This window comes from Mycolicibacter heraklionensis, from assembly GCF_019645815.1.
Taxonomy (GTDB): Bacteria; Actinomycetota; Actinomycetes; order Mycobacteriales; family Mycobacteriaceae; genus Mycobacterium; species Mycobacterium heraklionense.
Map to the genome: position 1 here is coordinate 440,255 of NZ_CP080997.1, position 20,134 is coordinate 460,388.

At 69.5% G+C, this 20,134-nt stretch carries 19 protein-coding genes; 8 read left to right on the forward strand and 11 right to left on the reverse strand.

All coding sequences use genetic code 11. The annotated features are described in order from the left end of the window. The first annotated feature begins 32 nt into the window (after positions 1-32). Complete coding sequence (locus K3U94_RS02090; RefSeq protein ID WP_200900675.1) at positions 33-449, forward strand: DUF3151 domain-containing protein; 417 nt, start codon at positions 33-35, stop codon at positions 447-449. 21 nt (positions 450-470) lie between these two features. Here K3U94_RS02090 and K3U94_RS02095 read toward each other — a convergent pair whose 3' ends face one another. The 3 genes from K3U94_RS02095 to K3U94_RS02105 are packed head-to-tail and all read right to left on the reverse strand — an operon-like array spanning position 471 to position 2,868. After that, complete coding sequence (locus tag K3U94_RS02095; protein WP_047320202.1) at positions 471-1,358, reverse strand: cation diffusion facilitator family transporter; 888 nt, start codon at positions 1,356-1,358, stop codon at positions 471-473. A 45-nt stretch (positions 1,359-1,403) separates the two neighbouring features. Beyond that, complete coding sequence (locus tag K3U94_RS02100; RefSeq protein ID WP_047320203.1) at positions 1,404-2,189, reverse strand: site-2 protease family protein; 786 nt, start codon at positions 2,187-2,189, stop codon at positions 1,404-1,406. Positions 2,190-2,199: 10 nt separating this feature from the next. Beyond that, entirely contained in the window at positions 2,200-2,868 is a 669-nt protein-coding gene (locus K3U94_RS02105; protein WP_220696629.1) for a peptidase M50, read from the reverse strand. Positions 2,869-2,980: 112 nt separating this feature from the next. Here K3U94_RS02105 and K3U94_RS02110 point away from each other — a divergent pair, with 112 nt between their 5' ends. Further along, positions 2,981-4,282 (forward strand): adenylosuccinate synthase, encoded by a 1,302-nt coding sequence (locus K3U94_RS02110; protein ID WP_220695428.1) that lies wholly within the window; start codon positions 2,981-2,983, stop codon positions 4,280-4,282. Continuing rightward, positions 4,279-4,935, forward strand: coding sequence for a PaaI family thioesterase (locus K3U94_RS02115; RefSeq protein ID WP_047320205.1), 657 nt, complete (start codon positions 4,279-4,281; stop codon positions 4,933-4,935). The genes K3U94_RS02110 and K3U94_RS02115 overlap by 4 nt, the downstream gene beginning before the upstream one ends. Here K3U94_RS02115 and K3U94_RS02120 read toward each other — a convergent pair. Together K3U94_RS02120 and K3U94_RS02125 are read right to left on the reverse strand one after the other, a co-directional pair. Further along, positions 4,932-5,291, reverse strand: coding sequence for a DoxX family protein (locus K3U94_RS02120; protein ID WP_047320206.1), 360 nt, complete (start codon positions 5,289-5,291; stop codon positions 4,932-4,934). The genes K3U94_RS02115 and K3U94_RS02120 overlap by 4 nt on opposite strands. A 109-nt stretch (positions 5,292-5,400) precedes the next feature. After that, complete coding sequence (locus K3U94_RS02125; protein ID WP_220695429.1) at positions 5,401-6,999, reverse strand: Na+/H+ antiporter; 1,599 nt, start codon at positions 6,997-6,999, stop codon at positions 5,401-5,403. 79 nt (positions 7,000-7,078) lie between these two features. Here K3U94_RS02125 and purT point away from each other — a divergent pair, with 79 nt between their 5' ends. The 3 genes from purT to K3U94_RS02140 are packed head-to-tail and all read left to right on the forward strand — an operon-like array spanning position 7,079 to position 10,006. Further along, positions 7,079-8,332, forward strand: coding sequence for a formate-dependent phosphoribosylglycinamide formyltransferase (purT, locus tag K3U94_RS02130; RefSeq protein ID WP_220695430.1), 1,254 nt, complete (start codon positions 7,079-7,081; stop codon positions 8,330-8,332). 43 nt (positions 8,333-8,375) lie between these two features. After that, entirely contained in the window at positions 8,376-8,780 is a 405-nt protein-coding gene (locus K3U94_RS02135; RefSeq protein WP_047320209.1) for a rhodanese-like domain-containing protein, read from the forward strand. After that, positions 8,777-10,006 (forward strand): O-succinylhomoserine sulfhydrylase, encoded by a 1,230-nt coding sequence (locus K3U94_RS02140; protein ID WP_220695431.1) that lies wholly within the window; start codon positions 8,777-8,779, stop codon positions 10,004-10,006. The genes K3U94_RS02135 and K3U94_RS02140 overlap by 4 nt, the downstream gene beginning before the upstream one ends. Positions 10,007-10,012: 6 nt before the next feature. Here the strand turns inward: K3U94_RS02140 and K3U94_RS02145 are convergent, their stop codons facing one another. From K3U94_RS02145 to K3U94_RS02170, 6 genes are all read right to left on the reverse strand, one after another. Then, entirely contained in the window at positions 10,013-10,417 is a 405-nt protein-coding gene (locus K3U94_RS02145; RefSeq protein ID WP_047320211.1) for a hypothetical protein, read from the reverse strand. A 99-nt stretch (positions 10,418-10,516) separates the two neighbouring features. Then, positions 10,517-11,371 (reverse strand): SDR family oxidoreductase, encoded by an 855-nt coding sequence (locus tag K3U94_RS02150; protein ID WP_047320212.1) that lies wholly within the window; start codon positions 11,369-11,371, stop codon positions 10,517-10,519. A gap of 55 nt (positions 11,372-11,426) precedes the next feature. Then, positions 11,427-12,188, reverse strand: coding sequence for an isocitrate lyase/PEP mutase family protein (locus tag K3U94_RS02155; protein WP_220695432.1), 762 nt, complete (start codon positions 12,186-12,188; stop codon positions 11,427-11,429). Positions 12,189-12,258: 70 nt separating this feature from the next. Then, entirely contained in the window at positions 12,259-13,443 is a 1,185-nt protein-coding gene (locus K3U94_RS02160; protein WP_220695433.1) for an acyl-CoA dehydrogenase family protein, read from the reverse strand. A gap of 38 nt (positions 13,444-13,481) precedes the next feature. After that, a complete protein-coding gene (locus tag K3U94_RS24015) occupies positions 13,482-16,277 on the reverse strand; it encodes a PGRS repeat-containing protein (protein ID WP_220695434.1) in 2,796 nt (931 codons plus the stop codon). Positions 16,278-16,417: 140 nt separating this feature from the next. Continuing rightward, complete coding sequence (locus tag K3U94_RS02170) at positions 16,418-17,959, reverse strand: acyl-CoA synthetase (RefSeq protein ID WP_230987356.1); 1,542 nt, start codon at positions 17,957-17,959, stop codon at positions 16,418-16,420. 401 nt (positions 17,960-18,360) lie between these two features. Here K3U94_RS02170 and K3U94_RS02175 point away from each other — a divergent pair, with 401 nt between their 5' ends. Both K3U94_RS02175 and K3U94_RS02180 read left to right on the forward strand, forming a co-directional pair. Beyond that, positions 18,361-18,939 carry a hypothetical protein gene (locus K3U94_RS02175; RefSeq protein ID WP_230987358.1) on the forward strand — a complete coding sequence of 193 codons (579 nt, stop codon included), beginning with the start codon at positions 18,361-18,363 and terminating at the stop codon, positions 18,937-18,939. Positions 18,940-18,983: 44 nt separating this feature from the next. After that, a complete protein-coding gene (locus K3U94_RS02180; protein ID WP_220695435.1) occupies positions 18,984-20,096 on the forward strand; it encodes an alkaline phosphatase family protein in 1,113 nt (370 codons plus the stop codon). Positions 20,097-20,134: the final 38 nt, after the last annotated feature.

Genomic DNA, 20,134 nt, shown 5'->3' on the forward strand with positions numbered 1-20,134 from the left:
CTGGCCATGGACGGCACGGCAGAATGAACGATGTGATTCACACCGGTGATCTCCTGCGCCCCGATCCGATCCTGCTGCCCGGCGACCCCGACGCCGAGGCCGGCCTGCGGGCCAACCAGGACCCCACGACTGTCGCGGCCGCACATCCGGCTGCCTCGGTGGCATGGGCGGCGCTGGCCGAAGCGGCATTGGCCGAGGACAAAGCGGTCACCGCCTACGCCTACGCGCGCACCGGTTACCACCGGGGCCTGGACCAGCTGCGCCGCAACGGGTGGAAGGGCTACGGCCCGGTGCCATACGCGCATGAGCCCAACCGTGGCTTCTTGCGGTGTGTGGCCGCGTTGGCGCGAGCCGCCGACACCATTGGGGAGACCGACGAGCAGGTGCGCTGTCTGGCTCTGCTCGACGACTGCGACCCCGGCGCGCGCTCTGCGCTGGGGCTGAGCTGACCCCGGGCGAGCCCTAGGTCATCAGCACCCGAGTGGGCAGCGACCACCCTGTCCGGCAGGTTCCACCTGCACGGTGGCGTGGGTCAGCCCGCGGGCGGCCAACACGGCCCGCGCGTCGGCCAGCACGCGGCCGGCGTCGGCGCTGGTGCCCAGGTGGGCGGTGGCCATGTCCTGGCCCGGAGCCAGCGTCCAGACGTGCAGGTCATGCACGTCGGTGACGCCGTCGACGGCGGCGAGCGCCGCGCGGAGTTCGGCGACGTCGATGTGGCTCGGTGAGGCCTCCGACAGGATCCGCAGGGCCGCCCCGGCCAGCGCGAACGCGCGCGGCAGCACCCACAGCGCGACGAAGACCGCGACCACCACGTCGGCGTAGGGCCATCCGGTGGTGATCGTGACCACACCGGCGATCAGCACGCCCACGCTGCCGACGGTGTCGGCGATCACCTCCATGTACGCGCCCCGGACCGCGAGACTCTCGGCAGAGTGGGACCGCAACAGCAAGGCGACGCCGATGTTGACGGTGATCCCGGCGACGGCGACCACGATCATCGGCACACCGGGCACGTCCGGCGCGGTGCCGATGCGGCGGATCGCCTCGGTGAGGATGAACGTCGCCACCCCGATCAGCAGCACCGCGTTGGCCACCGCGGTGAACACCTCGGCGCGGTGCCAGCCATAGGTGCGGGACGGTGAGGTGCTGCCGCGCCGGGCCAGCATCACCGCCACCACCCCCATGAACAGCGCGGCCAGGTCGGTCAGCAGATGGCCGGCATCGGCCAGCAGCGCCATCGAGTTGATGGTGATGGCGGTGGTCAGTTCGATGGCGAAGAACGCCGTCAGGATCGCGGCGCCGACGACCATCCGGGAAAGCCGGGTGTCGGTGTGACGGTGATCGTGACCGGCGCCCATGGCAGCTGAATATATGCGGACCGGTCCGCGCGGCGGCTTGGAACTTTAGAACCAGGCGCTCCAGAACTGCGTCAGGCTCAAACCCCATGACACCAGCAGGCGCGGCACGTCGAACAGGTCGAAGAACCACAACACCAGCGAGAAGAACTTGTGGTTCAGTGCGGGCGATGCCAGCAGCAGCATCAGCAGCACCAGCAGACCCCACTGCTGGAACGGTGCCACGGCGCGGCGGGTCGCCGGACTCAGGTGCGGCTCCAGTGCGCCGTAGCCGTCGAGCCCCGGTATCGGCAGCAGGTTCAGCACCACCGCGGTCAACTCCAGGAAGCCCAGGAACGCCACCCCGGACCAGAACACCGGGTGCGCGGGATCGTAGAGGGTTCGCGTGGCGCCCAGCAGCAGCACGGCCAGCACCAGGTTGGCCGCCGGACCCGCCAGGCTGACCAGGGTGCGTCGTCGTGGCGTCATGAACGACGTCTGCACGTAGACCGCCCCGCCCGGCAGCCCGATGCCGCCCAGCAGGATGAACAGCATCGGCAGCACCAGGGACAGCCCCGGATGGGTGTAGCGCAGCGGGTTGAGGGTCAGATAGCCGCGCATCTCCACCCCGTGGTCACCGAACCGCCAGGCGGTGTAGGCGTGGCCGAACTCGTGCAGGCACAGCGAGACGAGCCAGCCGGCGATCACGAACACGAACACCCCGGCGTAGGCGAGCGGCCGGATCTCTTCGCCTGCCCGCCAGGCCAGCGCGCCGCCCAGGGCAGTCAGGGCCACCAGTGCCAGGAAGACCGGGCTGGGCCGTACCGCCTGGCCGCGCAGGGGACGCACGTTCACGCCCGTGAACCTATCTGACAAGCAACCAGTCTTCGATGTGCCGATAAAAGGTGGACCGTTTCACCGTGCGGCTGCCGTAGCTGCCGTCGCGCACCACCAGTGCGCCGGTGGTGCCCAGCTGTGCCGCTCGACCCGTCACCCAGCGTCGTACCCGGCCGCGCCGGTCCGGGACACCCGCGCGCACGCCCGGTGCGGTGCCGGTCGGCTCGATCAGCACGGCGGCCACATCCCCGTCGAAGAGGGTGGCGTCGTCGACGATTCCCTCGCCGTGCAGCACTGCGGCGCCGTCCACCGGCAGCCACCGGCCGACACCCACCAGGGCGGTGCCGGCGTCGTCGCGCACCAGCGGCACCGGGTGGGCGACGCCCCGCCGTGCCCGCCGCGCTGCCCGCCATCCGGCCGGCAGCCGGTAGGCCCCAGTGGCGGGCGTGCGCCGTCGCGGTGCGTAAGCCACCTCGACATCGAGCCGGTCGGTGCGCATCAGCCGGGTTAATACTCGCGCCACGTCCGCGTCGGCGCCTACCACCACCAACCGGCGGTAGCGCTCGATGGCGGCGTCCAAGGCGTTCAAGGCATCGGTGCCCCCCGCATCGTCGTCGACCTGAACCGTTGGCAGCCCGCGCAAGGGGCGCGGCAGCGGCCGTCCGGCAAACAGCAAGACGACGGTTTCAGGCGGCATCTTCAGGCTGTCCGTGCCGTTAGTGGCGTTCAACACGCTCCTTGTGAATCGCTTCAGATAGGCTCAGTCCCCGGCTGGACCACAGTAAGCCAAGACAGTTAGCGAGAAATCCATGCCGGCAATCGTCGTCATCGGCGCCCAATGGGGCGACGAGGGCAAAGGGAAAGCGACCGACCTACTCGGTGAACGAGTGCAGTGGGTGGTGCGCTACCAGGGCGGCAACAACGCCGGCCACACCGTGGTGCTGCCCTCCGGGGAGAACTTCGCACTGCACCTGATCCCCTCCGGGATCCTGTCGCCGCACGTCACCAACGTCATCGGCAACGGTGTGGTGGTCGACCCGGGAGTGCTGCTCGAGGAGCTGGCCGGACTGGAACGCCGTGGCGTCGACACCTCACGGCTGCTGATCTCCGCCGACGCGCACCTGCTGATGCCCTATCACGTCGCCATCGACAAGGTGACGGAGCGCTACATGGGCAGCAAGAAGATCGGCACCACCGGCCGCGGGATCGGCCCCTGCTACCAGGACAAGATCGCCCGAATCGGGATCCGGGTCGCCGATGTGCTCGACCACGACTCGCTGGCCCAGAAGATCGAGGCCGCCCTGGACTTCAAGAACCAGGTGCTGGTCAAGATCTACAACCGCAAGGCGCTGGAGCCGCAGCAGGTTCTCGAAGACCTGCTGGAGCAGGCCGAGGGCTTCAAGCACCGCATCGCCGACACCAGCCTGCTGTTGGGCGCCGCGCTGGACCGCGGTGAGAACGTGCTGCTGGAAGGCTCGCAGGGCACCCTCCTCGACGTCGACCACGGCACCTACCCGTACGTGACGTCGAGCAACCCGACCGCGGGCGGTGCGGCCGTCGGCTCCGGTGTCGGACCGACCCGCATCACCACGGTGCTGGGCATCCTGAAGGCCTACACCACCCGGGTCGGCTCGGGTCCGTTCCCCACCGAACTGTTCGACGCCAACGGCGAATACCTGTCCAAAACCGGCGGTGAGGTCGGGGTGACCACCGGCCGCCGGCGGCGCTGCGGCTGGTTCGACGCGGTGATCGCCCGCTACGCCACCCGGGTCAACGGCATCACCGACTACTTCCTGACCAAGCTCGATGTGCTCTCCAGCCTGGAGACCGTGCCGGTCTGCGTCGGCTACACCGTCGACGGCAAACGCACCGACGAGCTGCCGATGACCCAGGAAGAATTCGCTCGTGCCGAGCCGGTCTACGAGGAACTGCCGGGCTGGTGGGAGGACATCTCCAGTGCCCGCACGTTCGAGGAGCTGCCGGCCAACGCCCGCGACTACGTGTCACGGCTCGAGGAGATCGCCGGTGCGCAGGTCTCGTGCATCGGGGTCGGTCCCGGACGAGAGCAGACCATCGTGCGACGCGACGTGGTGAGGGGCGGCGCCGCGTGAGCGGCGGACAGTCCCCGGACGGCGCCGACGACACGGCCAGCGATCCCGACTACGCCAACCACGGTGGATTCCCCGACTACGCGCTCGTCGACCCGAGTCCGGGCTTCGCGCGGTTCGTCACCACCATGCGGCGCCTGCAGGACCTGTCAGTGTCGACCGACCCCGACGACGCCACCTGGGACGACGCCGCCGACCGCGTCGAAGCGCTGGTCGGTTTATTGGAGAAGTACCCGGCGCCGGCGGGAGTCGCCCCGGCCGGGCGGGCACCGTCGCTGCCGGGCATGGGCAGCCTGCTGATGCCGCCGTGGCGGATCAGCCGCTTCGAGCCCGACGGTGTCTCGATGGAGGGTTCGTTCAGCCGGTTCCATGTGGGCGGCAACAACGCGGTGCACGGCGGCGTGCTGCCGCTGCTGTTCGACTGGATGTTCGGGATGGTGGTGCACGCCGCGAACCGCCCGATCAGCCGGACGGCGTTCCTGCACGTCGACTACCGCAAGGTGACCCCGATCGACACCCCGCTGCTGGTGCACGGGCGGATCGACAAGGCCGAGGGGCGCAAGGCGTTCATCGGGGCCGAGCTCACCGACACCGATGGGACCGTGCTGGCCGAGGCGCAGGGGCTGATGGTGCGGCTGCTGCCGGGGCAGCCCTAGTCAGCTGCGCGCGGCCCCCGCAGCGTCATCGCCGCGAACAGGGCCAGAAACGACGCGGCCGGCACGGTGTTGGCGATGCTGTCGCGGACTCGGACATGCGCGCCGACCGCGAGAACGAAATACAACGTCAACGCCGCGGTGGTCAGCCGTGCCAGTCCCGGAAACCGGTGCACTGACAGCAGGCCGACCGCCGAAGCGGCTTTGACGATCGGCAGCACCGGCCTGACCTCTTGCGGGCATCCGACGGTGTCGAGCGCGGTGGTGATGAACGGCGCAGGGATGGCGCACAGCACCGCGTCGGCGGCTTGGAAGGCAGCCAGGCCCGTGTAGGTCTTCGGTGACGTCAGCACACTCATGGGACCGACTCTAGCCGTGGGCTCCCCAGGCCGTGAGCAGACGTGAAAGCCCCCAAATCCGGCGTCCGGCGGGTGCTTTCACGTCTGCTCGCGGGTAGGAAGGGAGGAACTAATCCAGGTTCAGCGTCGCCTCTTCCAGATCCAGCCGGTGCAGGACAGCGCGCAGCACCTGATCGTCGATCCGGCCGAGGTCGCGTTCATTGATCAGCGCCACCCGCTCGGCGGCCAGCATCTCCAGCCGGAGCCGGCGAAACGCCGCGGCGGCGGTCTCGTCGCTGTCGTCGTGGTCGGGGTCGAAGCGGCGCAGCCGTTCCCGGGCCGCGTTGCGCCGCCGGGTGTTCAAGCCGCGCAACGCGTCGGCGGCGCGTTCGCTGGCCGGTGACGGTTCCGTCGAGGCGAGCACTTCGTCCAGGCGCTCGGCCGCGGCCAGGGCCGCTTTGTCCTGCGCGGCGGCCGCGGCGATCGCATCGGCATGGTCCTGGTCGACGGGAACGCCCAGCCGGCGGATCACCCAGGGCAGCGTCAGCCCGTGCAGCAGCAGGGTGCCCACCACCACCACGAAGGTCAGGAACACCAGCTGCGGACGGCCCGGGAACGGTTGCCCGGACAGCGTCGTCAGTGGCACACCGAACGCGGCCGCCAGCGACACCACGCCACGCATGCCCGCCCAGGCCAGCACGAACACCTGACCCGGGGTCGGTGCGGGTTCACGTTGCCGGACCTTCGCCGAGAGCATCCGGGGTGCGTAGGCGAACGTCACCACCCACACCGCCCGCACCACCAGCAGCGTCCCGAACACCGCCAGCGACGCAACGGTCAGGGTCGAGAAGCGCACCCCATGCAGGTTCTGCACCACCGCCGGCAGTTGCAGTCCGATCAGCAGAAACGCCAACGACTCCAGCACCAGTTGCACCGCGCGCCAGACGGCCTGGTCCTGCAGTCGGGTGGCGTAGTGGGCGCGGGTGAAGCGCTGTCCGAGGATCAATGCGGCGACCACCACCGCGAGCACCCCGGAGCCGTGGATCTCTTCGGCCGCCAGGTAGATGACGAACGGGGCCAGCAGACCGACCGCGCTCTCCACCACCGGGTCGGTCAGCCGGGCCCGGATCACCACGATCACGGCGCCGAACGCCACCCCGACCGCCACGCCGCCCACGGCGGCCAGCGCGAAGGTCAGCAGACCCGTGCCCCAGCCGGTGGCCACGCCGATGGCCGCGGCCAGCGCCACCTTGTAGACGGTCAGGGCCGTCGCGTCGTTGAGCAAACTCTCGCCGCCCAGCAGCGTCATGATCCGGCGCGGCAATCCGACGCGGCGACCGATGGCGGTCGCCGACACCGCATCCGGCGGCGCCACGATCGCGCCCAGCGTCAGCGCCGCGGCCAGGGTCAGCTCCGGCACGGTGTAGTAGGCGACCACGCCGACGGCGACCGTGGTGGCCAGCGGCAGTCCGACGGCCAGCAGGATGATGGGGCGCTTGTTGCGGCGCATGCTGATCACGGAGCTTTCCAACCCGGCCGACCACAGCAGCGGCGGCAGGATCACGAACAGCACCAGGTCTGGCCGCAGGACGATCTCCGGCACCGCGGGGATCAGTCCGACCAGCAGCCCGGTGATCACCAATACCAGCGGCGCGGACAGTTTGCGATGCCGCGCGATGGCCGCGACCAGCACCGCGGCCACCAGGGGACCCAACAGTGCGGCGTTCACCGTCGCTGCACCTCCGTCCGCTTTCACCCCTATCCTGGAGCAGCATGCAACATTTGCCGTGGCGCGGGGAGGGTGGGCGGTGAACGGCGAGGCGGGTGAGTTGGCGACCGAGCGGTTGCCCACCGACGGTCCCAGCCGTACCAGGGTCGCGTTGCTCGGGTCCGGTGATCTCAGCCGCGAGCTGGTGACGGCACTGCAGCGCCTGGGCGCCGAGGTGATCGCCGTCGACCGCTACGCCGACTCTCCGTTGCACGGCGTTGTTGATCGCTCGGTGGTGGTGGACCTCGGCGACAACGACGAGCTGGCGGCGGCCATCAGATGGTTGCAGCCGAAATTCGTGGTGGTCGCCTCCGAGGTGGTGGCGACCGACGCGTTGACCGCCGCCGTCGACACCGGATTCACCCAATTGGTGCCCGGCATCCGCGGTGCCCGGTTGGCCGCCGACGCCGAGGGAATGCGGCGGCTGGCCTCCGACGACTTGGGACTGCCCACCGCGCCGTTCTGGTTTGCCGGCTCGGTCGAGGAACTGCGCGCGGTGGCCGAGCGGGCCGGCTACCCGATGTCGGTCAAACCGGTGGGCGGCTCGCTCGGCGAGGGCCGTTCGGTGATGGTCCGCGACAGCGACATCGAACCCGCCTGGCAGCGCGCGGTGGCCGCCAGCACCTCGGAGACGCCGCCGCGGGTGCTGGCCGAGACGGTGGTCGAGTTCGACAGCGAGGTCACCCTGCTGGCCGTCCACCGCGACGGTCCGGACGGGCCGGCGCTGGACTTCTGCGCACCGATCGGCCACCGCAGCGTCGAGGAGCCGAACGGCCAACTGACGGTGGAGTTCTGGCAACCGCACCCGATGAGCCCGGTGGCGCTGGATGCGGCCAAGTCGATTGCCGCGCGGGTCGCCCGCGCTCTCGGTGGACGCGGCCTGTTCGGGGTGGATCTGCTGGTATACGGCGATGAGGTGTATTTCGCCGGGGTCAACGTGCGCCCGTACGACGCCACCCTGCTGACGTTGCGTACGCAGCGGCTTTCCGGTTTCGAACTGCAGGCGCGGGGGATCCTCGGGCTGGCGACCGACACCATCATGGTCTCGCCCGGCGCCGCCCGGCTGATCTACTCGCGCCGCCGCGTCGGCACCGCGGCCGAGACCACACCGGACAGTGTGGCGGTGGTCGCCGATGCACTCAGCGTGACCGAAAGTGATGTCGTGGTGTTCGGGCATCACGAGGGGCACCCCCGCCGGCGGCTGGGCTTGGCGCTGGCCACCGGGCCAGACATCACGGTCGCCCGCGACCGCGCGGCGCAGGTGGCGACCGTTCTGGGCAAGCTCTGGCCGTGACCCCCCGTGGCGTCAAACTGGTTCAGGTGCGAGACTTCCGCAGGTGAGCTACGCAGGAGATATCACACCCGAGCAGGCCTGGGCGATACTGCGGGATGACCCGGCGGCGACGCTCATCGACGTGCGCACCGACGCCGAATGGCGCTTCGTCGGGCTGCCTGACGTGTCCGGTCTGGGCCGCGACGTGGTCTGCATCGAGTGGGTTCACTCCGACGGGACCCCCAACCTGGACTTCTCCCGCGAACTGGCCGCGCGCGTCGGCAGCGGGCCTGCGATCTTCCTGTGCCGCTCGGGCAACCGCTCCATTGGGGCCGCCGAAGCCGGTACCGCGCTGGGATTGACCCCGTCCTACAACGTGCTGGACGGCTTCGAGGGCCAGCTTGACGAGCACGCTCACCGGGGTGGCACCGGCTGGCGAGCCGTCGGCCTGCCCTGGAAGCAGTCATGAGTCGGCCGGAACCGACCCGCTCCGTCCGCATCCCGAAACCGCTGCCGGACGGTGTCAGCGCGGCCACCATCGGGGTGCGAGGTGGTCTGCTGCGCACGCAGTTCGAGGAGACCGCCGAGGCGCTGTTCCTGAGCTCCGGATACGTCTACGAGTCCGCGGCCGCCGCGGAGCAGGCGTTCACCGGCGAGGTCGACCGGTTCGTCTACTCGCGCTACGGCAACCCGACGGTGTCGATGTTCGAGGAACGGCTGCGCCTGATCGAGGGGGCCCCGGCGGCGTTCGCCACCGCCAGCGGCATGGCGGCGGTGTTCGTGGCACTCGGCGCGCTGTTGGAAGCCGGCGACCGTCTGGTGGCCGCGCGCAGCCTGTTCGGGTCCTGCTTCGTGATCTGCAACGAGATCCTGCCCCGCTGGGGCGTGGAAACCGTCTTCGTCGACGGCGAGGACATGGCGCAGTGGGAGCAGGCGCTGTCGGTACCCACCAACGCGGTGTTCTTCGAGACACCGTCCAACCCGATGCAGTCACTGGTGGACATCGCCGCGGTCACCGAGCTGGCCCACGCCGCCGGCGCGAAAGTGGTGCTGGACAACGTGTTCGCTACCCCACTGCTGCAGCAGGGTCTACCGCTCGGGGTGGATGTGGTGGTGTACTCCGGCACCAAGCACCTCGACGGGCAGGGCCGGGTCCTGGGCGGGGCGATCCTGGGCGACCGGGAATACATCGACGGCCCGGTACAAACCCTGATGCGGCACACCGGGCCGGCGCTGAGTGCCTTCAACGCGTGGATCCTGCTGAAAGGCCTTGAAACACTGGCAATTCGGGTTGACTACGCAAACTCCGCAGCGCTGAAGATCGCGGAGTTCCTGGAGCGGCATCCGGCGGTGCGCTGGGTGCGCTACCCCTTCTTGGCGTCGCATCCGCAATACGATTTGGCCCGCAGGCAGATGTCCGGCGGCGGCACCGTCATCACTTTCGAGCTCGATGCACCCCAAAGTGCCGCCAAGCAGCGGGCATTCGAGCTGCTGGACAAGCTGAAGCTGATCGACATCTCCAACAACCTGGGCGACGCCAAGTCACTGATCACCCACCCGGCCACCACCACCCACCGGGCGATGGGACCCGACGGGCGTGCCGCGATCGGGCTCGGCGACGGGGTGGTGCGGATCTCCGTCGGGCTGGAGGGCACCGACGATCTGATCGCCGACCTGGATCAGGCACTGGGGTAAGCAGACTCAGGGTGCCGGCGGTGCCGGCTGGTCGGGTGGTGCCGGCTGGCCAGGTGGTGGAGGTTGGTCGGGTGGCGCCGGTGCGTCTGGGGGAATCGCCCCTTCGCAGCCGCCGGGCGGTGGCGGAGCCGGCATGACGTTGTTACCGCTGTCGCCTACGCAGTCGTAGTTCCAGGTCGGACCCACCCAGCCGTTGCCGCCCATCCACTGGTGCCAGTACGACCCGTCGGGATAGTGCTCGCCGTCGCACACCCGCAGCCGCCCGAATCCCCATTGCCCACCGGGACACCAGTTCTGGGTCAAATCGGGCTTGTGCGGGTCCGACCGGTCGGCATAAGCCAGCGGTGTCGGTGCCATGATCGCGGTAATGCAACAAACCGCGACGCCCAGCGACGTCAGACCCATCTTCATTTCGGCGCACCCCTTCGACCCGGGATTCCCCTACGGGTGACGCTACTGAGTCACGCTGCGGGTTGGCTGGGAGTCCGCTGGGAGTGATCCCCCTGGGGCTCAGTCGCTTTCGACGACGCCGGTGGCGTGCTGCGCTCGGTCCTCGTAGGCCTTGCGGGCCGCGGTGTCCAGCTGCAGGAACACGGTGTCGTTGTGTGTCTTCTTGTTCAGCCAGCGACGGCCCCGATCCGGCAGCAGGGTTGCCAGGATCGCCGCGCGACGCCCGAAACCGGGTACGGAAACCAGGGTCTTGGGCTTGTCGAGCACCTTGATGACCCCGGCGGCGATGTCTTCGGGCTCCACCGGCTTCTGCGCCGCCGACGGCGATGTGCCCGAGATCAATTCGGTGTTGGTGAAGGTCGGTAGCACGGCGGAGACCGACACGCCCTGCGGAGCGAACTCATCGGACATCGCGGTGCTCAGGCCGACGACGGCGAATTTCGTTCCGGCGTACAGCACTTGGCCCGGCACCGCCACGATCCCGGCCATCGAGGCGATGTTGATGATGTGGCCGCTGCGTCGCTTGACCATCTCGGGAAGCACCAGCTGGCAGCCGTTGAGCACGCCGTAGAAGTTGACCTCGGTCGCCGAGCGGATGGTCTCCGGCGTCTGGTCGAGGAACGGCCCGACTGGCATGACGCCGGCATTGTTGATCAGCACGTCGATGTGGCCTTCGCCGTCGGCGCGGGCCTTGTCCAAGAACATCGAGAACGATTCGCGGTCGGTGACGTCCAGCGGGTGGCCGGAGACCTGACCGCTCGAACTCAGCTGCTTGACCGCCTTGTCCAGAATGGCGACGTCACGGTCGCCGATGACGACCCGAGCGCCACGCGCCAGCAGGGCGGTGGCAGTGGCCAGCCCGATACCACGGGCGGCGCCGGTGATGGCGATGGTCTTACCGCGAATGTTGTCCACGACGACGAACTTAACAGGTGTCAAATTCGGTGTCGACGGTATGGGAAGGCTGCGCTCAGGCCCAGCGAGCCAGGAGCTCGCCGGCGTGCTTGCCCAGGGCGGCCTGGAATAGCGGGCCGAAGCTGATCCGAGCGATGCCGAGCGGACCGAACGAGGCAGGGTCGGCGGTATCGGGTGCGGCCAGGGCATTGACCGGTTTCGGCAGCGCGGACGCCAGGACGCGCAGGGTCGCTGCGTCATGGAAACCGACCGGGTAGAGCACGTCCGCTCCCGCGTGAGCGCATTCGGTCAGCCGGGCGATCGCGCGGTCGACGCGGTCGGTGTCGTCACCGTCCTTGCGAAGGAACAGGTCCGTGCGGGCGTTGATCACCAGATGCGGTCCTGCGGCGTCAGCGGCCGCCCGCAGCGCGGCCACATACTCGGCGTGCTCGGATGACGACCGCAGTCGCTTGCCTTCGCTGTGCACCGAGTCTTCGATGTTGCACCCGACCACCCCGGCATCCAGCAGGCCTTCGACCAGGCGGGCGGGCGACTCGGCGTAGCCGGACTCAATGTCGAGCGACACCGGCACATCGACGGCGGCGGTGATCTGGCGTGCCCGTTCCAGGACTCCGGCGAACGACATACCTTCGCCGTCGGTCTTGCCCATCGATTCGGCAACCGGCTTGCTGCCGATGGTCAGCGCGGCGAATCCGGCGCCCACGGCCAGCTTGGCCGACCACGCATCCCACACGGTTGGCAGGATCACAGGATTACCCGCTTGGTGCAGCGCCAGGAATGCCGCCGCCTGTTGCCCCAGAACCTCGCGACTCGTCATTTTCACAACCATGCCATGTGAGAATTCATCAGGGAAGCCCGGGTTTACCTTCCGGGGCCGTCGCCCCGTATCAGCGGAAGGCGCCGAGACCGGTGAACGCCTGACCGAGCACCAGTTGATGCATCTCGGGAGTGCCCTCGTAGGTCAGCACCGACTCCAGGTTGACCATGTGCCGAATCACCGGGTATTCCAGTGATATCCCGTTGCCTCCCAGAATGGTTCGTGCGGTGCGGCAGATCTCCAGCGCGGCGCGGGTGTTGTTGAGCTTGCCGAAGCTGACCTGCTCGGGCCGCAGCCCGGCGCTGTCTTTGAGCCGGCCCAAGTGCAGCGACAGCAGCTGCCCCTTGTGCAGTTCGAGGGCCATGTCGACGAGCTTGGCCTGGGTGAGCTGGAAACCGGCAATCGGCCTGCCGAACTGGGTGCGCGCCATGGCGTAGTCGCGGGCCGCCTGCCAGGCCGAGCGGGCCGCACCCATTGCGCCCCAGATGATTCCGTAACGCGCCTCGGACAAACTGGCCAACGCGCCCTTGACACCACGGGCCTTGGGCAGCATGGCCTCGGCCGGCAGACGCACGTCATCGAGCACCAGTTCACTGGTGATCGACGCGCGCAGCGACAGCTTGTGGTGGATGGTGTTCGCGGTGAACCCCGGGGTGTTGGTGGGAACGATGAAACCGCGGACGCCGTCGTCGGTGGCCGCCCACACCACCGCGACGTCGGCGATGGAGCCATTGGTGATCCACATTTTCCGGCCATTAAGAACCCAATCGGATCCGTCACGCTTGGCCCGGGTGGTCATGGCGGCCGGATCGGAGCCGACGTCGGGCTCGGTCAGCCCGAAGCAGCCGATCAGTTCACCGGCGGCCATGCCCGGCAGCCACTGTTGCTTCTGCTCTTCGGAACCGTTGTTGTAGATCGAGTACATGGCCAGCGAGCCCTGCACCGACACCAGGGAGCGCAGGCCGGAGTCGGCGGCCTCCAACTCCACGCAGGCCAATCCGTAATGCACCGCCGATGCCCCGCCGCAGCCGTAACCGTCCAGGTGCATGCCCAGCAGCCCGAGCTTGCCGAATTCCCGGGCCAGTTCGCGAGCCGGCAGGTCGCCGATCTCGAACCATTCGGCGATGTGCGGCATGACGTGTTCGGCGCAGAACTTGGCGACGGTGTCGCGCAGCGCGATTTCGTCGTCGGAGAGCAGAGTGTCCAGGCTCAGCGGATCGATCGGGTCGAAGGGCGCGGTGCTGCCGGTTGCCATTCGTTCATCCTGCCACCCGGTGGGTGGCTTGGATCAGGTCAGCTTCCGCTGTCGGAACTCGCGCTGGGCGTCCCGGGCGCGCCCGGGGTTCCGTCGGCGCTGCCGTTGCCGCCGACGCCGCCCGCCTCACCAGCCACGCCGTCCGCACCGCCGTTGGCTCCGTTGCCCCCGACTCCGCCGCTGCCGTCGCCGTTCGGGCCGATCTGTCCGCCGGTACCACCTGCGCCGCCCGCACCGCCGGCACCGCCGGGACCGGTCTCGGTGGCGCCTGCGCCGTTACCGCCGTTGCCGCCGGCACCGCCGTCGCCACCATTGGCCGCCGCGGTGCCAGTGCCACCGGCGCCGCCATTGCCGCCGACGCCGCCGGCACCTCCCGGCTGCGTGGTGGCGTCGGTCGAGTCGCCAGCCGGCGTGGTGTAGTCGGCGCCGCTGGTGCCGGCGTTGCCGCCCTGCCCGCCGTTGCCACCGGTACCGCCATCCAGCCCGATGCCGCCATTTCCGCCGGTCCCACCCTGCACGGTGGTGCTGCCTCCGCCGGTGCCGCCGTTGCCGCCAGTGCTGCCCGCACCGACGCCGGCACCACCTGTGCCTCCGGTGCCGCCGGCGACGCCGCCGCCGATGGAAGGCAGAGCGCCGCCCTTGGCGCCAGCGCCGCCAGTGCCTCCGGTCCCGCCGTCGACACCGGCACCACCGGTACCGCCCTGCCCGCCGGTGGACTGGACACCCGCGCCGCCGGCACCACCGTTGCCGCCGGTGCCAGCGTCTCCGGCACCGCCGCCGCCGCCACCGCCGCCGCCGCCCGAACCGACTTCCGGCCGGGCGCCGCCATTGGCGATTGTTCCTATAGCGCCGAAAATGCCGCCTAGCCCGGTGGCACCGGTGCCACCAGTACCGCCTTGGCCGGCGACGCCGCCGCCGCTGGTACCCCCGGATCCGCCGGCACCGCCAGTGCCGCCGCCGCTGCCAAGAAGAGAGCCAGCTCCTCCGTTACCGCCGCCGCCGCCGTACCCGGCGGATCCGCCGTTGCTGCCGTTGCCGCCGGAACCGCCGTTGCCGCCGTTGCCGCCACTGCCAGAGAATGGGCCAGCTGAGGCGCCGTCGCCACCTGTGCCGCCGTTGCCGGCGGCCGTACCGATACCGCTGGCATCGCCACCATTACCGCCGGCTCCGCCACTGCCGGGTCGCCCGTCGTCGCCGCCAAGCATGCTGCCAGCGGTGCCGTCGCCACCGTGGCCGCCGTCACCGGCGTGGCCGCCGGCCCCGCTGGCGATCCCTCCGGCCCCTCCGGCGCCGCCGTCGTTGCCCGCACCGCCGAAAATGCCGGTGATCGAGGTTAACGAGAGCCCTGGATTGCCGGACAGCTCGGCGAGCTTGTCGAGGGTGTCCTGGTTCAGGGTCATACCGAACGGATTGGGTGAACCGAAGGCGCTGGCCAACGAGCCGGCACCGCCGCCATCACCGCCGGCACCGGCGACGCCACCGGCTCCGCTGCTGGCACCGCCCGTTCCACCGTCACCGCCGGCCCCGGCCTGACCGCCGCTGACCATGCTGCCAAGTCCGCCGGTGCCGCCGTCGCCGCCGGCGCCGGCGACGCTGTTGACACCGGTAACAGCGCCGCCGACGCCGCCAGTGCCTCCGGTGCCGCCCTGACCGGCGAACATCAGTCCGCCGAGTCCGCCGAGACCTCCCGCGCCGCCTGCGCCTGCGGTGCTACTGTCGCCACTCGCGGCGCCACCGACACCACCGTCGCCAGCCCGACCGCCGGTACCGCCGAACATCATCCCGCCGGTGCCGCCCATTCCACCGTTGCCCCCGGCGCCGGCGGAGCTGTCGGAGCCGGTCGCAGTGCCACCTTCGCCGCCGGTGCCCCCGGAGCCGCCTTGGCCGCCAAAGAGGACTCCGGCCATGCCGCCGTTGCCGCCGTTGCCGCCGGCCCCGGCGATGCCCTCGTCAGCGTCGACCGCGCCGCCCGCGCCGCCGCGACCGCCCGCGCCGCCGATACCGCCGAAGTTGGAGAAAATGGTGCCCCCGTTGCCCCCGTTGCCGCCCGTGCCGCCCGCTTCGGTGCCGTTGCCGCCGGCCCCACCGTTTCCACCGACGCCGCCGAAGGAGAACCACTGTCCGGCAGCGTCGCCGCCGTCGCCGCCGTTGCCGCCGTTCGCACCGGCCAGGCCCGCGCCGCCGTCGCCGCCCGCCCCGCCGATACCGATCAGGGTGCCGCTGGTGCCGCCGTCGCCGCCGTCGGCGCCATCGCCACCGATCCCGCCGGCGCCACCATTGCCGAAGAGCCCGGCCGCGCCGCCGTTGCCGCCGGCCAGGCCGGCCACATCGGAGTCGTAGCCCGCGCCGCCGTCGCCGAACAGCCAGCCACCGCCGCCACCGTTGGGGTCGACGTCGGTGCCGTCGACACCGTTGCAGATCAGCCCGCACACGGAATCGGAAGCGAACAGCGGATTGATCAGGTCGCCGAACTGCTGCCCGAACGAGCTGGACATCCAGTCCTGCATACCGGCGTGCAGATCCAGGTAGATGCTCTGCGCGAAGTCATCGAGACTGACGGTCGAGAAGCTGAAGTCGGCCGCGCCCACACCGTCGAACCAGGTCGACAGATCCCCAAGGCCCAGGGCGTCGGGGTCGAACACCGCGGTGCCGACATCACCCGGGTTGAACCAGCTGGCCGGGTCCAACCAGTAGCTCGGGTCGAGCAGATCTTCCAGGTCGGCGCTCGCTGTCGGCGCGAATCCCAGGGGGCTCAACCCCAGGGCCAGCGCGGCGCCCGCTGCCAGAGTGCGGCGACGGTGCTGGGGTGCAACGGATTTGCGCTGGCGCGACATTAGGTGCCTCTCGGTGCAGCGGTCGCGGCCATAACGCCGAACCAGATTTAGGGGTCTCCGATGGGGAATTTACCGTAACTTAACAATGCCTGCAGTCCACTGGATGTTCGCTGCGGATTGCCCCGAAGAAACCTGTGAGGTCACTGTCTGTCTGGTTTGCCGGAAAGCACCTCGCGGAGCTGGTACTTCACCACTTTCCCGGACTGTGTGCGGGGCAAGGCGTCGACGAACTCCAGCCGGATCGGCAGTTTGAACGCCGCAAGCTTGGCCCGGGCATGCTCGCGCAGCTCATCTAGCTCTAACGTCGCGCCCGGCCGCAGCACCACCACGGCCGTCACCGCCTCGCCCCACTTCTCGTGCGGGGTGCCCAGCACCGCCACTTCGGCGACGGCCGGATGCCCGTAGAGGACGTCTTCGACCTCGGCCGGGTAGACGTTCTCGCCACCGGAGATCACCATGTCCTTCACCCGGTCGAGCACCCAGACATAACCCTCGTCGTCGGCCTGCCCGATATCGCCGGTGTGAAACCAGCCCTCGGCGTCGATCACCGCCGCGGTGGCCTCCGGGTTCCGCCAGTAGCCGGCCATCACCTGCGGCCCGCGCACGCAGATCTCCCCGCGCACGCCGGCGGGCACCGGCCGGTTCCCGAGATCGACAAGCCGCACATCCGACAGTGGCAGCACCTGGTTGCCCGCGGCGCCGATCTTCACGCCGACCTCATCGGTGCGCAGCACCAAGGCCAGGGGGGCGGTCTCGGTGAGGCCGTAGCCCTGCGCGAAGGGGATGCCCCGCTCGGCGTAGCGGTGGATCAGCGGCTCGGGCACCGGCGCGCCACCGCAGACGAAGCTGCGCACGCTGGACAGGTCGGTGTCGGCGAATTCCGGCCGTTGGCTCATGAACAGGAACATCGCCGGCACCCCGAACATGGTGGTGATCCGCTCTTCGGCGATGAGTCGCAGCGCTTCGGCGGGATCGAAGGTGGGCATCAGCACGATCCGGCCGCCCTTCTGCAAGGTCAGCAGAGTGGTGACGTTGAGCCCGCCGATGTGAAACAACGGCGCGCAGACCAACGACACGTCGTTCTGGCTGGTGTCGAACGTCAGCAGGGCATTGATGTTGTTCCAGAACAGGTTTGCGTGGGTGAGCATGGCGCCCTTGGGATGCCCGGTGGTCCCGGAGGTGTACATGATCACCGCGATGTCGTCGGGCTCGGCGAATACCGGGGCGGTCAGTGGTGCCCGCCCGGCCAGCAGCTCGTCGAGCACCTCCCAGCCCGGGGCCGGCGCCAGCGCAATCACCCGGCGCAGCCCGGTCTGCGCACGCACCGGATCGATCACCGTGGCGCGCTCAGCGTCGGCCACCAGGGTGTGCGCCTGCGCGTTGCCCAGGATGTAGCCGAGCTCGTCGGCGGTCAGTCGCCAGTTCAGCGGCACGAAAGAGGCGCCGATCCGTGCGGCGGCGAACAGCGTGACCAGAAAGTCCGGGTGGTTCAGGCCCGCGTAGCCGACCCGATCCCCGCGCTGCATGCCCCCGGCGGCCAGTTCGGCCGCCAGCCGGTCGATGCGATCCGCGAAATCTCGGTAGGTCCACGTGCTTTCGCCGTAGGTGATGGCCGGCAGGTTCGGCGTCGCTGCGGCCCGACGAGAGATCCAGGAGCCGAGATCGATCGGGGGAACGTCCACCTCACGAACGCTAGCCCGCGGGCTCTCGGCGCAGGGGCGGTTCGCCGCACCGACACCGCTGGCACCGTTGACGCGCTTTATCGATCGCGCTGATTTTTTTATCCAGAACGTGATTGACCTTCAATAAAAGATAGGAGCCGCGGGCGCTTTTATGTGGATAGCTGAATCATTTGCCGTGTGTTCGGGCCGAGCCTTTGTGACGCCGGTCTCAATTATGGACGTTACCAGGGAGAATGCTGTGTTCGTAGCTGTGGTGACGGGCGCGGTGACGGAAAGTGAACGGCCTTTGAACAATGTTATTCCGGGTCTTTTCGGCTCGCCGAATTGGGCGAGAAACGACTAAGTTAGACCTCGCCCGAGCGGAGCGTCGCCGGGCCGTCTACTGAAGAAGGGCTTGGCGGATGAGTGGTCCCCGACGCGGCGGTTCGGGCCGAGGACAGCGGGCGGCTGCCCGTGTGACGGCCACGGTGGTGTCCGCGGGACTCTGCTTGCTCGTCGCACCGGCGGCGCACGCCGACCTCGACGACTTACTCGACACGGTGATCGGCGCGGCCAGCGCCGGCCCCGACCCAGTTGATGTGGTCGACATTCCTGCCGGCTCGGTGGATCTGGACGCCTCCGGCGTTCTTCAGGACCCGCTGGCACAGCTCGATCAGGTGTTGCATGGCGCACCCGGGCAACTCAGTCCGGAGCCGGCTACCGCGGGCACGCCCACCGAGGCCAACTCGGACAGTCCCTCCGACACCACCCCGGCTCCCGCGAACGGCGAGCATCAAACCGGAAACTCCGAAAACTCCAACAACTCCAGCAGCTTCCCGAAGCTCAGCATGCCCAGCGGCGGCAATGGTGGAGGCGGTTCCGGCGGTGGCGGTAACGGCTCAGGTGCCCCGGGCGGCAATAACAACAAGACCAAGGCGAACACCAGCGCCACCAAGCCCGGCGCCGATCTGCCGAAAGCCGAGGGCGACGCCGTCCACTAGCGCCTGGGCTGCAGCGCTGCGCCGATCGATGGCAGGCTGAACCGGTGCCCGGTTCGATCTGCGACATCCTGCCGTCCGCGGCCGCGCTGCTGGGGGTTCCGGGCGCGATCGACACACTCGGTCTGCGTGAGCGCGTCGGGGACGTGCGGCGGGTGGTGGTGGTGCTGGTCGACGGGCTGGGCTATCAGCTGTTGCCGCAATTGACGCAGGATGCGCCTCTGCTGGCCTCGGTGCTGGCCGGCGCCACCGGCCAGCTGAGCGAGCTGTCGTGCACCTTCCCCTCCACCACACCCACCAGCCTGGTCTCGCTGGGTACCGGCGTACTGCCGGGCGAGCACGGCGTGCTGGGCTTCACCGTCAATGTTCCCGGAACCGATGAGGTGCTCACGCACATCTTCTGGGCCGACGATCCGCCGCCGGCGGCCTGGCAGCCGGTGCCCACCTGGTTCGAGCGGCTGCGCGACGCCGGCGTGGGGGCCCGTGCCGTGCTGCCGGAGGTGTTCATCGGCAGCGGGCTGACCGAGTCCGCCTACCGAGGCGCGGAGTTTTGCCCGGTGGTCAAGGGCGAGCCCTATGCCCAGCGGGTCGTCACCGAGCTGGCTTCGCCGGGCCTGGTCTATGGCTACACCGCGGCACTCGACCACGCCGCGCATGTGTCGGGGATCGGTTCACCGCACTGGCACGCCGCCGCCGCCAAAGTCGATGCGCTGCTGCGGCATCTCCTCGAGGAACTGCCCCGCGACGCGGCCCTGGTAGTCACCGCGGACCACGGCGGGCTCAACGTGCCCGAGGAGGCTCGCATCGACCTGGACGCCGACCCGGCGCTGCGTGCCGGAATCCGGGTGGTCGCCGGCGAGCCGCGGGTGCGCTACCTGCACACCGAGCCCGGTGCCACGGCTGACGTGCTGGCGGCCTGGACGGAGCGGCTGGCCGGGCGGGCCGTGGTGCAGACCCGCGAACAGGCCATTGCCTCCGGGGTTTTCGGGCCGGTGCGCGAGGGCCACCTGGCACGCATCGGCGACATTGTCGTGACCTGTACCGGCGACACCGCCATCCTGGCGACAGAACACGAGCCGCCGCAGACGGCGCAACTGGTCGGGTTCCACGGCGGGCTCACCCCGGCCGAGACGGCCATCCCGCTGATCGTCTTTCGTTGATGTGATGAAGGGGCGGGGCCTCCGCTCCTCGTGACGTT

What these genes read in the sequence shown, in the direction of transcription:
- K3U94_RS02095 (WP_047320202.1), bottom strand. Translation starts at nt 1,358, where the DNA reads ATGGGCGCCGGTCACGATCACCGTCACACCGACACCCGGCTTTCCCGG.
- K3U94_RS02105 (WP_220696629.1), bottom strand. Translation starts at nt 2,868, where the DNA reads ATGCCGCCTGAAACCGTCGTCTTGCTGTTTGCCGGACGGCCGCTGCCG.
- K3U94_RS02110 (WP_220695428.1), top strand. Translation starts at nt 2,981, where the DNA reads ATGCCGGCAATCGTCGTCATCGGCGCCCAATGGGGCGACGAGGGCAAA.
- K3U94_RS02120 (WP_047320206.1), bottom strand. Translation starts at nt 5,291, where the DNA reads ATGAGTGTGCTGACGTCACCGAAGACCTACACGGGCCTGGCTGCCTTC.
- K3U94_RS02140 (WP_220695431.1), top strand. Translation starts at nt 8,777, where the DNA reads ATGAGTCGGCCGGAACCGACCCGCTCCGTCCGCATCCCGAAACCGCTG.
- K3U94_RS02145 (WP_047320211.1), bottom strand. Translation starts at nt 10,417, where the DNA reads ATGAAGATGGGTCTGACGTCGCTGGGCGTCGCGGTTTGTTGCATTACC.
- K3U94_RS02155 (WP_220695432.1), bottom strand. Translation starts at nt 12,188, where the DNA reads ATGACGAGTCGCGAGGTTCTGGGGCAACAGGCGGCGGCATTCCTGGCG.
- K3U94_RS02160 (WP_220695433.1), bottom strand. Translation starts at nt 13,443, where the DNA reads ATGGCAACCGGCAGCACCGCGCCCTTCGACCCGATCGATCCGCTGAGC.
- K3U94_RS24015 (WP_220695434.1), bottom strand. Translation starts at nt 16,277, where the DNA reads ATGTCGCGCCAGCGCAAATCCGTTGCACCCCAGCACCGTCGCCGCACT.
- K3U94_RS02175 (WP_230987358.1), top strand. Translation starts at nt 18,361, where the DNA reads ATGAGTGGTCCCCGACGCGGCGGTTCGGGCCGAGGACAGCGGGCGGCT.